Source organism: Nocardia sp. NPDC003726 (assembly GCF_053586955.1).
Window position 1 is genome coordinate 42,123 of record NZ_JBSFNF010000004.1, and the last position, 14,914, is coordinate 57,036.

Genomic DNA, 14,914 nt, shown 5'->3' on the forward strand with positions numbered 1-14,914 from the left:
GTTCTCCGCAGGGTAGTCCAGCGGACGGCCGCCGACCGGGACGCCGTCAACGACCCAGTACCGCCAGCATGCCCGCGACGGCGCGCGGCCAGGTGAACTGCTCGGCGCGACTGCGCGCGGCGCTGCGCCGACGGGCCTGCGGCATGGCGAGCACGTCGCTGACCGCCCGCGCGAACGCGGAGGGATGGTCGGCGGCCACCGCGCCGCAGTCGGCGGTCACGATGTCGGCCAGCGCGGAGGATCGGCTCGCCACCACGGGCGTGCCCGCCGCGAGCGCCTCCAGCGCCGCGAGGCCGAAGGTCTCGTGCGGGCCCGGCGCCAGCGAGACGTCGGCGGTGGCGAGCAGGGTGGCGACCATCGCGCGCTCGGCGATGAAACCGGTGAAGTGCACGGCGGGCACCCCGCCGGGCAGCGGGGCCAGCGCGCGGGCCCGCCGCCGCAACGCCTCCCGGCGCGGACCGTCCCCGGCGACGACCAACCGCGCCTCGATGCCTGCTTCCCGCAACGCGCCGACCGCCTCGATGCTGCGATCCACCCGTTTCTCGACCGACAACCGGCCGCAGTGCACCAGCAGCGGATGACCCGGGACCCCCAGATCGGCCCGCAGCCCGCGATCACGCCGGTGCGGATTGAACAGCTCGAGGTCGACGCCGAGCGGGACCAGCTCGACGTTCTCCGCGCCGATGCGCGAGAACTCCTCCCGCGCGAAGCGGGTGGTGCACACGACGATGTCGTAATCGGTGGCGGTGTGCCGGTTGGCCACGTCGGCGCACCGCCGCGCCATCGGACCGGGCAGCACCTGACCGAGCAGGCGGTCGAGCCGCTCGTGGGAGATCATCACGCCGGTCACGCCGCGCCGCCGCGCCCAGCGACCGAAGCCGCGCAGCGTCAACCGGTCGGAGACCTCGAGCACGTCCGGCCGCAATCCGTCCAGGACGTCGGCCACCCGGCGTGGATCGGCGGCACGGTAACCGCCGGTCCACGGAATGGCCAACGCCGGCAGCGTGATCCGCACGACCCCGGTGGGCAGGATCTCCTCCGACCGGTGCGGGCCCGGCACGATCAGCACCACGTCGTGTCCGGCGGCGACGTAACCCTCGCCCAGGTGGTGCAGCGCCGTGCGCAACCCACCCGACCGCGGGCCGTAGAAGTTCGCAAGCTGAACTATGCGCACGTCGCCGATCGTGCAGCGGATCGGGTTACCCGCGCCCAACGCCGCATGAACTGCCGTGAAAGAACGGGATAACCGGCGGCGGAGGCCGTGATCTCAGTGCGCGGGCAGCCCGCGACCGGCCCGCGGCAGATCGAGATCCAGCGGAATCCGGCCCGCGGCGAGATGCGTCTCGACCTGCTCGGCCGGCATCGGCTTCGCGATGAGGAAGCCCTGCGCGCGGTAGCAGCCGAGGCCGACCAGGGTGCGCGCGGCCACCGCCGTCTCGACGCCCTCACCGACCACGCCCAGCCCGAACGAGCCGGCCAGACCGATGATGGATTTCACGATGGCCAGATCGTCGGTGCTGGCGCCGAGCCGCTGCACGAAACCTCGGTCGATCTTCACCGCGTCCACCGGCAGCGCCTTCAGATGCGACAGCGAGCTGTAGCCGGTGCCGAAATCGTCGATGGCGATCTGCACGCCCATCCGCTTGAGCCCGCGCAGCGTGACCTGGGTCCTGGCCAGGTCCTGGACCACGACGTGCTCGGTGATCTCCAGGCACACCGAGCTGCCGTCGATGCCGAACAGGCGCAGGATGTCCTCGATGCGCTCGACGAAATCGAGGCTCACCAACTGCACCGGCGAGACGTTGATCCGCATCACGACATTGCCCGCAAGGCCGCGCCTGCGCCATTCGGCGAATTGCGCACAGGCCGACCGGATCACCCAGCGCCCCAGTTCACCGGCCAGGTTCGTCGCCTCGGCGACGGTGACGAACGCGGCGGGCGGCAGCAACCCCCTGGTCGGGTGCAGCCAGCGGACCAGCGCCTCCAACGCGACGATGCGGCCGGTGCGCAGATCCACCTCGGGCTGGTAGTGCAACAGCAGCGAGCCGTCCGACACCGCGCCGCGCAGGTTGAGCTCCACGTCGTCCTGGAGTTCGAACTGCGCGCGCATGGTGTCGGTGAACACCGCAACGCCGTTGCCGCCGCCGGATTTCGCCGACAACAGGGCGTGATCGGCGCGGCGCAGCACATCGGCGACCGTGGTCTCCCCGGGGAAGCCGAGCGCGACGCCGACGCTGGCGCCCCGGCTGACCGACTCGCCGCCCACGGTGACGCGCCGGGCGATCAACTGCTGGATGCGGTTCGCCTCGTACTCGGCGGCCACCGCGTCCATCGGCTTGGCGGGGACGATGACGAATTCGTCGCCCCCTAGTCGCGCGATCATGTCGTTCGGGTCCAGGTTCTCCCGCAATCGCGTCGACAAGGTGCGGATGAAGTTGTCCCCCGCGGTGTGGCCGAGGAAATCGTTGAGCGCTTTCAAGCGATCCAGGTCAAGGAAGAACGCGGCCACCGGGCCGGGACTGCCCGCGCGTAATCGCTCCTCCATGTGCTCGAGCAGCGCACGCCGGTTCGCCAGCCCGGTCAGGTCGTCGTGCAGCGCGATATATCGCAGACGTTCCTCCGCGACCACCCGCGCTTGCAGTTGCGCGAACAGAGCCGCGATGGCTTTGAGCACGTTGAGTTCGCGATTGCTCCACTCGCGATCACCCGACTTCACGAACCCGAGCACGCCGGTCGGCTCGCCGCGCGACAGCAGCGGGACCGCCGCCGAGGTCACCCCGACGATGCCGGAGCCGCGGCGAACGGTCTCCTGGTAATCGGCGAATTCCGGGGTCGGGCGCGCGACCATCGGCTCGGTCGCGTTCTCCAGGGCGCGGAAGACCGGGTCGGCGCCGTCGAAATAGATGACGCCGAGCGGATCGGGATCGGGAATGTTCTGGCGGTGCGGCCACTCGGCGATGAGCACGGTTGCCCGGCGTTCGCGGTCGGTGTGGCGCACGTAGCTGAAATCCACGTCGAAGTACTCGACCAGTTGTGCGAGCACCCGCTCGGTGGCGGCGACCATGGTCGTGGCGTCCACACCCATGAGCTCAGAGGCGACCTGGGTCACCAACGAGTCGAGTGTCCGCCGTGGCACATTGTCTCCGATCGCGCTAACTACTGGTGTCCACACCGAGCACCGGACGCCGCCTGCTGCGTACGGTGGCGGCGGAGGCGTAGCTCAGGCGAAGCACCAACGCCATGGTCTCATGCTCAGGCACTTCCAGCAGGTCCAGGAAACGGCCCTGAAGTGACGCTAGTGTATCCGCGAAGTCGGGGGAAATCGCAGCAAGTTCGCCATGGCGTCGGGCGTAGAGGTATACCGGCGAAATCGGCTGCACGCACAATCCGAGGCGCTCGGCCCGCACCCAAACCCGCGCGACCGCAGCGCCCGCCGCCGCGTAGTCGGTCAATCGCGGGTCGATCGCGTCGAAGGTCACCGCCAGAATGGCGGAACTGGACCGCACCCGGTCACCGGTGTATTTCCCCAGCGCCGAACCACCCGACCAGGACCGCACCTGCGCCATGACGTCGGCGCGGGCGGTGATCTCGAACGCCGCTCGCTCGTCGCCGGTCAGTTCCAGGCTGCGCGCGTCGATTCCGGTCTCCGGGTCGTCGTGGGCCCAGCGGACTTCGGCGAGCATTTCCTCGTATAAACGGGGCGTGAGATAGCGAATGCGATCGGAATCCCCCAGCAAACGCGCAGCTTCTTCGATGTCCTCCGGTTCCACGACCGCGCGCAGACGCGCACCGGCCGCTTCGGCGACAGCCGTGAGCTCATCCAGCACGCCGTCGGCCAGCCTGGCCCCGGTACCGGCCCTGCGGTTGGTCTCGCGGCGCAGCACAGCGGGATAGTCGGCCGCCAGCTCGGCATTGCGATCGTTCCCCAGCCGCAGGCGGGCGAGGAGACGACCGGACCCAGGGGCGCCCTCGACGAACTCGTGCGGGCCGAGGATGCCGTGCGCGGCCGCGGCGACCCGGGCGTTGTACACGGCCGCGCCGAGCGCCACCGCGCTGCCGCGATAGCCGATGTCCATCGCCGTGCTGTACTCCGGCGCCAGCTCGATGGAGATGTCGTCGGGCCCGGCGCGCAACGACCACGGCTGCATGTTTCCCCCGGAAGGAGCCCGTTGCGCGCAGGCGAGGACGCTTTCGACGGGCCCGCAGGCGGGCTCCGGCGGCGCGTCGGCCCACACCGGCTCGTCGTTCGGCGGCGGGTCGGCCAGCTCGTCGAGATGCCCTTCCACATCGATGCGGACACGGCCGGAATCCAGCTTCATGCCCAGACCGATGCGGCGCACCGCGGCGGCCACGCTCGCGGCCCCGAGGGCGACGTCACCGGCCAGCTGCGGCCAGCTGTTCACCGTCTCGCCGACTTCGACCAGGCTCGCCCCCAGCCGCGGCGACAGCCCGGCGGCGCCGAGCAGCTGCACCACGAACGGCGCCTTCTCGCGCGAGGTCAGCCCGCGCAGATCCTGCGCGCTGACCTCGCCGAGTAATCCGTGAAACGCGGGGCGTCCCGGTTCGAGATCGAAACGCTCGACGTCCAGCAAACCGCGGTCGCTGGTTTCCATCAGTACGGGAACACGGTGCCGCGCCGCCGCCTCGCGAACCACGAGTTTCATATCCAGTGAATCGCATTCCTCGACCACTATCGCGAGACCGTCCACGAACTCGTCCACCGAATTCTCATCGACTCCGGTCTCGAAGATCCGCACCGGGAGATAAGGGTCCAACTCGGCGATCCGGCGCGCGGTTACCACCGCTTTGTTGACGCCGATGTCGAACAGCGTTCCAGGGACCCGGTTCAGATTCGACAACTCGATATCGTCCAGGTCGGCCAACCGCAGTTCCCCGCAAACGCCCTCCAGTGCGAGCAGATGCGCGATCGCGTGCCCTGCGCTTTGTCCGATGATCCCGATGGCGCGTCCGGCCAGACGTTCCTGTTCGGCCCTGGTCAGTTTGTTGCGATTGCGATCGAGCCGGATCATCCGGAAAGTGCGCGGCCCCGGCAATGCGACCACCGCGGCGCGCCAGGGATAGTAGATCCAGCGATCCGCTTCCGGCCCCTCCGTGAAATCCGGCGCGGCCACCATTCTGTCGTGTTCGGACCGCAAGGACGCGCGCAGGTCGCGGAATTCGATATGCGGGTCGGCGCGCAGCGCGGCGAGTGTCCGCGCGTCCTCGGGTTCGGCGGGGTCGAGGATCAGTGGCCGGTGATCCGCCGCTCGGCTGCGGTCATCGCCCATGTCCGCGCCGGCCCTCCGTCGCCCGCCCGATTCCGCATCGCAGGTCGGCCGGATGCTCGGCAGGCAGGCCGAGCTCGTCCTGTTCGCGTCGCGTCAGGAATCGCTGCGACTCCTCGGCTATCGCGGCGTGGCCGCGGGTGTCCCACCACAATGGAACGGTTCGGTAGCGCTCGTCCGGATACGGCACCGCGCGGATGTGTTCGGCCGCGACGGCGCCGCAGGCCTCGTGGCGGGCCACGGTGAAGGAGGCCACCGTCGCGAAACCGTAGCGGGCGCCGAGCAGGCGCGCGCCGTGCAGCACGGTGCGTGAGATCGCGGCACTGAGTTCGCCCCGGTGGGCGGCGTCACGAGCGACCCACGCGCCTTTGGCCTCGACCACGCCCTGCGGTATCCGGTCGGCAATCATCCGCCGCAGGTCGTCCGCGCCCGGCTGACCGGCCCACTCGACCAGCGCGTGCGCCTGCCGCGCGTCGGTGTACGGGCCCTGCATCCGCACCCCCGCGACCATCTCGCCGCCGGCGTCGAGCGCGACGAAGAACAGCGACGACGACGCCCCGTCGGCGACCGATTCGTATTCGAGCGCCTGTTCGACACCGAAACGCCGGTAGACCTCCCGCGCCCCGTGCAGATACCGGCGCCAGAGTTCCGGTTGCACGTCCGGTTCGGAGACAAAGAACGCACACTCGGATTGCGCGTCGTAATACCGTCGCACTCCCCGCCCACGGGAGTTCCTCGGCACGACTGCAATCAGATCCACAGTCATGTTGTTCCTACTCCATCGCCGCGCTGCCATGCGCGATAGTCCAGCCCGATGCAGCCCCCCACGGCCCGAGCCGAGACGAAGTTGCCCAGGGCAGTATCCGTCATCGGACAGGAATTGACCAGCCGTCCGGCTAATCTTCCGAAAACTCTCCGGTACACGCGATATCTTCGCAGGTCAAACCGAATGTATTCCATATCGGAAATAACATGGAGACCAGTTGGTTCGGGGTTAGTTACTTATCAGCAAGCTAAACGAGGATGGAAATGAACAACTCGACCGATTCCGGGCCGTGCCAGATCTCGATCTCTTCACGGTAGGCCCGCGTGATCTCCGCGGATGCCGTCGCGTCGTCTACCTGCGCCCAGACGTCCTCCACCGGATCGTGATAGTCGCCGTTCGGCGCGAATCGGGCATAGACGCCTTTGGGGACGCGTACCAAGACGTCGCCCACCGGCACGGCGTCCGGCGCGGGATACTCGAAACAGACCACCGCGTTGTAGTTCCCGGCCGGGTCCGGCACGTACACCGTGTACATCGGACGGTCGGCACCGTCCCGGTCGCGCAGCCGGTCCTTGAGGAACTCGATGAGGTCGCTGTTGCTGACCTTGAAGCTCGGGCGCACCCGCGGGACGACCAGCCCGCCGTAGATCGCCTCGGCCCGCACCACGATCGCATAGCTCATCGCGCGTCGACCGCCAGGTACAGATCGATCTTGTAGGCGTGCGGATAGCACTCGAAATCGCCGGTGTAGGTCCGTTTGATCTGGTTGTGTTCCTCGGCGTAGGCGATCTGCGTCCACAGGTCGGTCATCACCTGCGGGAAGTTGCCCACCGAGGAGAACCGGGCGTAGGCGCCGCGCGGCAGCCGGGCCACCAGGTGACCGCGGGTGACTTCACCGAAGGACGCGCACTGATACCCGACGATCTGGGTGTTGTACGTGCCCAGCTCACCGGTGTAATCGGTGTAGGCGCTGGCCAGCGGGCCGCCGAGTTCCTGGTGCAGCACCGCGGCCCAGGCGGCCTCCAGATCGCGGTCACGCAGTTCCCCGAGCGCGCGTTTGGGGCTGCGTACCGGCAGCCCGGCAACCCACGTCTCGTCCCGCTCGACGATCTCAAACTGCATGGAAAGACTCTTTCGAAAGAAGCCGGAGGTGAACCACCGCATCCGGTCGGTCGGAACCGCCATGCTACCAACCCGGACCGGGTGGTACCGATCACATATCACCGTCGGTGACCGCTCGATCACCCCGCTGAACTGGACGGATGTCCGAAGCGGTACGGTCCGGACGGGACCGATCAACGGGCAACGGCACCGGCCGGTCGCCTCGAAGCGCGATCGTCCGGTTCGTCCCTCCCGTGGCAGCACCGAACGGAGTTCTGATGCACGAGACGCCGATCTTCGGCCGATCCCGGCGCCCGGGGAGTCGCGCCGGAACCACCCCGGACGGCCACTGACGTGTGCCGGACCATCGCCGAACTCGACGCGGCGGTCGCCGACTGCTTCGCCTGCCCCAGACTGGTCGCGTGGCGTGAACTCGTCGCGCGAGACAAACGCGCCGCCTTCCGCGACCAGACCTATTGGGGCCGCCCGGTACCCGGCTTCGGTCCGGCGGACGCGCGGATGCTCCTCGTCGGCCTCGCACCCGCCGCACACGGCGGCAACCGCACCGGCCGCATGTTCACGGGCGACCGCAGCGGCGACGTGCTCTTCGCGGCGCTGCACGCGGTGGGTCTGGCCAACCAGCCGACGGCGGTCAGCGCCGACGACGGTCTGCGGCTGCACGGCGTGCGCGTCACCGCCCCGGTGCACTGCGCGCCGCCGGACAACAAGCCGACACCGGCCGAGCGGGATCGCTGCGGTCACTGGCTGAAAACCGAATTGCGCCTGCTGACGCCCACCGTCCGCGCGGTGGTGGTGCTCGGCGCGTTCGGCTGGCAAGCCCTGCTTCCGGTGCTGGCGGGCGCCGGCTGGGCCGTGCCGCGCCCGCGACCGAAATTCGGCCACGGCGCGCACGTCGAACTGGCGGCGTCCGAGGCGGGCCGCGCTCCGCTGCACTTGTTCGGCTGCTACCACGTCAGTCAGCAGAACACCTTCACCGGACGACTCACCCCGACCATGCTGGAAGCGGTGCTGGCCGAAGCGGCGCTGGCCGCGGGGCTCGAGGTGCGGCGCGGCCACGCGCCGCGCGGATGACCGGGCGCGCATCGCCGCTCGGCAGCGGGTTCAGACGTGATCGACCAGGGCCGGATGACCTGCTTCATGGGCGCAGTGCGCGCAGCAGAAGTAGTCCCCGCGCGCCTCGACGCCGTGACCGACGATCCGGCAGGAACAGTGCGTGCACGTCGGGGCCATGGCGGTGATCGCGCATTCGAAGCTGTCGAAGGTGGCGGACTGGCCGTCACGGGTGATGGTGAACGTCTTGTCGTACTCGTTTCCGCAGGTGTCGCAGGTGGCCATGAGCTGTGGTCCTCTCGCGTCGATGGGCTCGAGCATCGCAGTTCGCGGTACCCAGTGCCGTGCGCGCGAAACGATCGGAAGACCTCAGCCCAGGCGCAGAGCTCCGACCGGGCAGCTGTCCACGACGAGCTCGAGCAACTCCCGGTCGGACCCTTCGGTGTCGGCCGCGACGACGACTCCGTCCGCGCCGACCTGGAAAAGGTCCGGCGCCAGCGCTTCACACATGCCGTGACCGGCGCACACGGCGCGGTCGGCGATGATCCTCATCGGCCGATCCGCTCCAACCGGATGGGCAGGCCGTCGGCGGGCACCGGCCCGGTCCCCGCGACCAGCGGCAGCTGATAGCCGTCCGGCACGCTCCAGCGATACCGCAGCAGCATCTGGTGCATCACGGCTTTCACCGTCATGCCGCCGAAGTAGAGGCCGATGCACTTGTGCGCCCCGCCGCCGAAAGGCGCCCACGCGAAGCGGTGCGATCGGTCCTCGCGACGATGCTCGGCGAAACGCTCCGGGTCGAAGGTGTCGGGATCGTGCCAGTACTCCGCGTTGCGCATGAGCCCGTACGTGCCACAGAGGATGAACGTTCCCTTCGGCAGGTAGTAGCCGAGAATGTCGGTGTCGGCGATGGTTTCGCGGACCTGCTGAGCCACCGGCGAATAGACCCGCAGCGCCTCCTTGAACGCGAGGTCGAGCGAGGGCAGGCGGTCGAGATCGTCGTAGTCCAGCGCCGGCTTGCCCAGCGCGACGGATTCGGCGCGCAGCCGCTCCTGCCATTCGGGATGCCTGCCGAGCTCGTAGGCGAGCATGGAGGCCGCGATGGTGCTGGTGTCGTGGGCGGCCATCATCACGAAGATCATGTGCTCGACCACCTCGGCGTCGGTGAAGCTCTCGCCGTCGGCGGTGCCGGCCCGGCACAGCACGCTGAACAGGTCGTTGCCGTCACCGGCGCGCTTGGCGGGCAACTCGCGGCGGAAGTGTTCCTCGAGCACCCGGCGCCCGCGCACGCCGCGCGCCCACACCCCGCCCGGCACGTTCGCCCGGATCAGGGCCGCTCCGCCGCGCACCGCGTCCTCGAAAGCGCGTTCCAGGCGTGCGGCGTCCGCGCTGGGTTCCGCGCCCGCGAAGACCTCGGTGGCCTGCTGGAGCAGCAGCTTCTTGATCGCCCGGTAGACGCGGAAGTCCTCGGCGGGCTCCCACCGCGCGATGGCGCTGGTGATCCGAGGCGTGGTCATGTCGAGGTAGCCGATCAACCGTGGCCGGGTGAAGGCCTGCTGCATGACACGCCGATGGAAGAGGTGGTCGTCGAAGTCCCGCAGCAACAAGCCGCCGCGGAAGAACGGGCCGATCAGCCACTCCCAGCCGCGCTGCGCCGACAGCACCTTGTTCCGGTCGAGCATCACCGCCTCGTACCCCTCCGGACTGCCGAAGGTGACCATCCGGCGACCGAGCATGCCCATCCACTGCACTGGTCCGAGTCGATCGAATCGCGCTCGCGCGAATCCGATCGGATCGGCCAGCGCGTGCACGGTGTACCCGATCCCGGGGAGCCCGAAGTCGCCCGGCACCGGTTTCAGGCCGCTGCCCGGCGGCGGATCGGCGAGCGGACGCACCGGAGCGGGGTAATGCGCGACCGCCCGCGCGGCGGCGCGCTGCGCGTGCCAGGCCCACGTGGTCCGCGCCTGGCGGATCGTGCCGGAGACTTCGTCGAGCGACTGGGGCACAAGCAGACTCATGACCGTCTTTCCCTTCGCGACACTGCGATAGTCCGACGATAGAGGAAACGACCGTTTCCGTAAACATTTGTTTCCCAATTTTGGCTGTGCCAAGCTGACCTGGTGACCCGAACCGTCAGCGGCACCTACCGCGGGGCGTCGACGGCCGAGCGCCGCGAGGACCGGCGCAGGCGGTTGCTCGACGCCGCGCTCGACATCATCGGCACCCAGGGGCTGTCGGCGTTGACCGTGCGCGGGGTGTGTGAACACGCCAAGGTCGGTCCGCGGTTCTTCTACGAAGCGTTCCCCGATCGCGACGCGCTCGCCTCCGGCGTGCTGATAGAAATCCAGCAGGCGGCGCTGGATCGGGCGAAGGCCGCGATCGCCGAGACCCAGGGCACGCCCGCCGACCGCATCCGCGCCGGGGTCGCGGCCCTCATCGTCGAACTCACCGACGATCCGCGGCGCGCGAAAGTGGCGTTCGCCCAGACCTATGGCGACGAGGCGCTCATGCGCAGCCGGTTCGCGGGCATGCGCCAGGTCGCCGACGTCATCATCGAGCAGACCCGCCTGGTGCTCGAGTTGCCGGAGGGACAGGACACCGCGATCGCCGCGACCTCCCAGCTGATCACCGGCGGCGCGGCCGAGCTGGTCTTGGTCTGGCTGGACGGGGGTCTCGACGTGGATCGGAACGGTCTGATCGCATTGCTGGCCGATTTCACCGTGGCGATGCTGGATCGGCTGCCCGCGGTCGCCGGACGGCTGTCCGGCCTCACACCAGATTCCTGATCAGCGAGGACATCAGCGGCTCGCGCAGGCCGGGCAGCGCGGCGAAGTCGCCCGCGACCACACGGTTGGTCGCCAGCGCGACCACCGCGCCGATCACCGCTTCACCCGCAAGCCGCTGATGCGGGCGGGTCGCGCCGAGGGCGGCGGCGAATCCGTCCACCAGAGCCGCCTGGGTGGCCAGCCGCCGCTCCAGCACCGGCCTTCCCGCCGCGTACACCTCCACCAAGAAGACCCGCGCGACCTGGGGCTCCTGCGCGAGGGTGGAGAAATACGCGTCGAGCGCCCGGTCGATCCGCTCCAGCGGCGCACCGTCGGCCGCGAGCGCGCCCGCGATCCTGGTCATCACGATCTCCACGGCCATGTCGTAGGCGGCCAGGAAACACGCCTCCTTGTTGGCGAAGTGCTGGTAGAAGGTCATCCTGGACACCTCGGCCCGCTTCAGCACGTCCGCCACCGTCGCCGCGGCGTAGCCCTTGTCCGCGGCCGCCTCGATCATCGCCACCAGCATGCGCGACCGCTGCGCGGCCACCACCTCTTCCGGCGCGATCCCGTGATTGCCGCCGTGCAGTTTCCCGCCCGCCCGCGCCTTCAGCAACGATCCTCGCTCCACGTTCCGATGCTAAGCATCCGCGCACCGGTCGCGGGCCCGGTCGGCATACGACGGCGTGCCTGGAATCGAACCGCGACCGGCACGAACGAGGCAGGGTGGCCGTCCGAGAGTGCTCGCGGAGTGATCCACACCTTCGGCGACATCTGCTGCTGGGAACCAGTGCCCAATCTCCCAATCACCTCACCCGATCTCGATATCGCTCGCGCCGAGAGGGTTTCGACCAGTAAGCTGCCTGCGGAGCGCCTGGGGACGGCGCAACAAAAAGGGGGGAGCACGGATGACCGTGTCAAAGGAACGCACCGCTCTCGAGAGTCGCGCAGGATATGTCGCGCGAATACTGGCCGCCTGCGCCATCGCCGGTGCATTGGCGACCTCGGCATGTGGCGGCGGATCAGGCCCGAAGCATCCCGCGCACCCCACACCGTCGCCCCTCCCGGCGCCTACTTCCAGCAGCCAGGCGATAAGCAGCGAGAACCTGGGCTACCTGTGGCCGCTCACCGTCGATCGGGGCACTCTGGAATGCCGCCCCGGTGACCTGGCCGTGTTCATCGGCCCGGACGGCGCCGTCTACGCCCTGAACGACAACGCCTCTCATGCCGGATTCGCCGACATCGAGCCCCTACGGGCCACCGGCGCCGACGGCGACAAGGTCAGCCTCGGCGCCCTGCGCAGCAAAACCCTCGGACTCTGTCATCTGCCCGGCTGACCGCCATCCTGCGCACAACTTCTCCGCCCTCACCGCATGCATGCGACCCGATGTCCTGACTTTCCGCCGATCCACATAACGCCGGTGCGCGGGCATTGCCCGGCTCCTAGACTGGAGAACTGCGGCGCGGTCGACCGCAGGAAATGCCACGGCATTTTCCGCGATCGGCAAAACCAGATGTCCCGATCAGCAAGGGCCGCCTACCGCGGCCCGTCCCGATGGAGGAGGGCCGCATGCCCGACTCGTTCCACATGCGCGTCTGTCTGCTCGGCCAGGGCTGCGTCTGCCCGACGGTCACCGTATTCCTCGCACCCGAGCCACTGATTCCGGGCGGCAACATGCTGCACCTGGTCGAACAAACCCCGATCGCCGATGACACCGGCGCACCCGGCGTCGATCCCGAGCTGATCGGTCTGGTCGAGACCGAGCCCACCGGTCCAGCACTGCGCACCGAGGTCCACGAATTCCGTCCCGGCCGCCCCGATCCGCACCAAGTGCACGACATCCTGCACGACCACCACATCACCGACGTCGCCCCGATGGGCCTGGACGTCGGCGACCCCACCGAACTCACCCGCCTGGCACTGCTGCCCGAACACTCGATCGGCTACCGCCGGATCGACGACTTCCAGCAAGTAGCGACCGCCCGCGCCATGCTCGCGGTCTATCGCCTGTTCGAGGTCGATCAGCGAATCCGCTTGATGTACCACGGTTTCGCCGATCCTGGCCGGGGCTGGTTCGCCCTGCGCACCGCCACCGCCTGAGCGTTCGCGGATCAGGCAGCGGGTTCGCGAGTCCGGCACGCCTGGGCTGATATGCGAACTACGCCGACACGGAGGTCTTCGAAGTATCGGGAATGGAGTCCGCGAACGCCTCCGCAGCATCCATACGTTTCTGCCGACTCGTACCGGCGCTTCTTTCGTAGTACTGATCGAAGGCCGCGGCGCCCGCTGAAGGCGATCTCGCGGCGGCTGCCTTGAATTTCGCGTAAGCCGACGATTCGCTGGTGTTCATTTCATGCATCATGAAGTCGACTTGCTTCTTCCAGCTGCCGACATTCTTGCCCGCGTAGGCTCGCAGCGCGTCGTCCCGGCCGCCTTCCCACTGGATCAAGCCGATGGCGCCTTCCGCGGAATTGTAGGCCCCGGTGTTGAAGCTGGATTCGATTTGCATATTGCCGAGGATCGCCACCGCTTCGTTGTGTGTCAGGCCGTACTTGTCCCGGAGGTAGCGATAGATTTCCTCCGCCTTCGCCTTCTGCCCGCTGCTGATCGGCTCGGCATTCGCGGCGGAACCGACGTAATTGGAGTAGTCGGCCGAGCCGGGGCCGGAGCCGTTGTAGCCGGAGCCGTTGTAGCTGGGGCCGCTGTAGCCGGTATTCGTCGGAGCGCCGCTGCCCTTGTAGGTGGGAGCCGAGCCGCCGATCTTCTCGGCCTGCTGCTGGATCTTGTCGTGCGCGTCCACGACCTCGTCGTGGGTCTGGTCGACAGCCTTGGACACGGCCGACATGAGAGACGCGTTGGCGTCCGGCGACAAGTACGGGGCAGGGTGCGGATTCTCTTTCGTCGCCTTGGGCCGGATCGGCTCGGGCGCGTTCTCCAACGTCGTTTTGAGTTCAGCGACATAGTCCTTGATGTCGCCGAACGCGTTGGAAACGATCTTGGATGTCGCGAAAGCGGAGGTGTCGACGCCTCGATCGCTGATGTGTATCTTCTTTTTCGCGGCGTCCACCGTATTCGCCAAGGCCTTGTAGTCCTTGACCATCACGGAGCCGGATTCCTCGTCGATGTCGACGACCTTGCCGTCACCTTCCAATTGCTTCGCGTAGTCGGGAATAGTCGTGTCCCCCGAGCCGAGTACTTCCACCAGCGACTGGATCGCCGACCTGCCCCACTCGATGAAGTGCTTCAGCCCCTCCGACGCCCCCTCGGGATACGGCATCTTGGGCACTTCGTACCGCTCCGTCATCGAGGAATCCGCATCTCAGGTACCGCCATCGCATCCTCTGCTCACTACAGGACTGTGAGGCCACTGCGCGGCCCAGTCCGCAGCTGCCCGCTTCAAGTATTGATCATCCCCGGCACTGGGAAACCGCCGCGAACCACCGTCGACCGAGACGGCGGAAGAGGGCGGATTCCACGCTGGTCGCCTACTGGCGTGGGTCCGGGCATCACAGCCGTCGAGCCTTGAGCGGTCCAGCGGCCGAAGCGGGTCACCAACTGGTCCGAGTCGGCGCTGATTGAGTCGCAAGGGGGCCGGATGCGACCGCGCGAGGCCCACAAGGAACTCCGACATCGGTCCCAGCGAGGTCATCCCTCTCTCCCAAATCGACGCGGCGGCCACCTCGGCAAGACTCGGCATGAATCGTCACAACGGGCAGCGTTCCGGTGTCCGCCGTTCGACCGACTCGCCCTCGAACCGCCCGCGGGCGGTTCTACGAAACGGCCGATTTCAGAGACGCAAGGCGCCACGTTGATCCGCGAATCGAGTCGGACGAACGGCTGACAGATAGCCACGCCGGTGTCTGTTGGCGCCGATAAATCCTCGGCTACAGCGACGGGCAGTAGAACGGAGGAGGAACCAGGATGT

The 14,914-nt window shown here is 68.3% G+C and carries 15 protein-coding genes; 4 read left to right on the forward strand and 11 right to left on the reverse strand.

What is annotated here, in order from left to right; translation table 11 throughout:
* Window positions 1-46: 46 nt before the first annotated feature.
* The 6 genes from ACWDMM_RS06845 to ACWDMM_RS06870 form a co-directional block, all read right to left on the reverse strand.
* Complete coding sequence (locus tag ACWDMM_RS06845; protein ID WP_357208028.1) at window positions 47-1,174, reverse strand: glycosyltransferase; 1,128 nt, start codon at window positions 1,172-1,174, stop codon at window positions 47-49.
* A gap of 93 nt (window positions 1,175-1,267) precedes the next feature.
* Window positions 1,268-3,109 (reverse strand): putative bifunctional diguanylate cyclase/phosphodiesterase, encoded by a 1,842-nt coding sequence (locus ACWDMM_RS06850; RefSeq protein ID WP_323124167.1) that lies wholly within the window; start codon window positions 3,107-3,109, stop codon window positions 1,268-1,270.
* Between the two features lie 43 nt (window positions 3,110-3,152).
* Window positions 3,153-5,288 (reverse strand): Rv1355c family protein, encoded by a 2,136-nt coding sequence (locus ACWDMM_RS06855; RefSeq protein WP_449936397.1) that lies wholly within the window; start codon window positions 5,286-5,288, stop codon window positions 3,153-3,155.
* On the reverse strand, window positions 5,278-5,943 hold the full coding sequence (locus ACWDMM_RS06860) for a hypothetical protein (protein ID WP_195082450.1): 666 nt from the start codon (window positions 5,941-5,943) through the stop codon (window positions 5,278-5,280). The genes ACWDMM_RS06855 and ACWDMM_RS06860 overlap by 11 nt, the downstream gene beginning before the upstream one ends.
* A 355-nt stretch (window positions 5,944-6,298) precedes the next feature.
* Complete coding sequence (locus tag ACWDMM_RS06865) at window positions 6,299-6,733, reverse strand: effector binding domain-containing protein (RefSeq protein WP_039801008.1); 435 nt, start codon at window positions 6,731-6,733, stop codon at window positions 6,299-6,301.
* Complete coding sequence (locus ACWDMM_RS06870; protein ID WP_195082449.1) at window positions 6,730-7,173, reverse strand: GyrI-like domain-containing protein; 444 nt, start codon at window positions 7,171-7,173, stop codon at window positions 6,730-6,732. The genes ACWDMM_RS06865 and ACWDMM_RS06870 overlap by 4 nt, the downstream gene beginning before the upstream one ends.
* 333 nt (window positions 7,174-7,506) lie before the next feature.
* Here ACWDMM_RS06870 and ACWDMM_RS06875 point away from each other — a divergent pair, with 333 nt between their 5' ends.
* A complete protein-coding gene (locus ACWDMM_RS06875; RefSeq protein WP_449936400.1) occupies window positions 7,507-8,244 on the forward strand; it encodes a uracil-DNA glycosylase in 738 nt (245 codons plus the stop codon).
* A gap of 30 nt (window positions 8,245-8,274) precedes the next feature.
* Here ACWDMM_RS06875 and ACWDMM_RS06880 read toward each other — a convergent pair whose 3' ends face one another.
* From ACWDMM_RS06880 to ACWDMM_RS06890, 3 genes are all read right to left on the reverse strand, one after another.
* Entirely contained in the window at window positions 8,275-8,508 is a 234-nt protein-coding gene (locus ACWDMM_RS06880; RefSeq protein WP_039801014.1) for a hypothetical protein, read from the reverse strand.
* A gap of 84 nt (window positions 8,509-8,592) precedes the next feature.
* Window positions 8,593-8,775, reverse strand: coding sequence for a ferredoxin (locus tag ACWDMM_RS06885; protein ID WP_357103794.1), 183 nt, complete (start codon window positions 8,773-8,775; stop codon window positions 8,593-8,595).
* Window positions 8,772-10,241 carry a cytochrome P450 gene (locus tag ACWDMM_RS06890; protein ID WP_195082446.1) on the reverse strand — a complete coding sequence of 490 codons (1,470 nt, stop codon included), beginning with the start codon at window positions 10,239-10,241 and terminating at the stop codon, window positions 8,772-8,774. Before ACWDMM_RS06890 ends, ACWDMM_RS06885 begins: the two co-directional genes overlap by 4 nt.
* A 102-nt stretch (window positions 10,242-10,343) precedes the next feature.
* Here ACWDMM_RS06890 and ACWDMM_RS06895 point away from each other — a divergent pair, with 102 nt between their 5' ends.
* The gene (locus ACWDMM_RS06895; RefSeq protein ID WP_195082445.1) at window positions 10,344-11,009 is read left to right on the forward strand and encodes a TetR/AcrR family transcriptional regulator; all 666 of its coding nucleotides are present in this window, start codon (window positions 10,344-10,346) and stop codon (window positions 11,007-11,009) included.
* Here the strand turns inward: ACWDMM_RS06895 and ACWDMM_RS06900 are convergent.
* Window positions 10,993-11,619, reverse strand: a complete 627-nt coding sequence (locus tag ACWDMM_RS06900; protein ID WP_195082444.1) for a TetR/AcrR family transcriptional regulator — start codon at window positions 11,617-11,619, stop codon at window positions 10,993-10,995. The two genes, ACWDMM_RS06895 and ACWDMM_RS06900, sit on opposite strands and share 17 nt — an antisense overlap.
* 277 nt (window positions 11,620-11,896) lie before the next feature.
* Here ACWDMM_RS06900 and ACWDMM_RS06905 point away from each other — a divergent pair, with 277 nt between their 5' ends.
* Window positions 11,897-12,325 (forward strand): DUF2511 domain-containing protein, encoded by a 429-nt coding sequence (locus tag ACWDMM_RS06905; RefSeq protein ID WP_323124154.1) that lies wholly within the window; start codon window positions 11,897-11,899, stop codon window positions 12,323-12,325.
* A 233-nt stretch (window positions 12,326-12,558) separates the two neighbouring features.
* Window positions 12,559-13,089: a hypothetical protein gene (locus ACWDMM_RS06910; protein ID WP_195082443.1), complete on the forward strand. Its 531-nt coding sequence runs from the start codon at window positions 12,559-12,561 to the stop codon at window positions 13,087-13,089.
* Window positions 13,090-13,147: 58 nt separating this feature from the next.
* On the opposite strand, the gene ACWDMM_RS06915 is transcribed toward ACWDMM_RS06910, so the two are convergent.
* Window positions 13,148-14,293 carry a phage tail tip lysozyme gene (locus ACWDMM_RS06915; RefSeq protein ID WP_195082442.1) on the reverse strand — a complete coding sequence of 382 codons (1,146 nt, stop codon included), beginning with the start codon at window positions 14,291-14,293 and terminating at the stop codon, window positions 13,148-13,150.
* Between the last annotated feature and the right edge of the window lie 621 nt (window positions 14,294-14,914).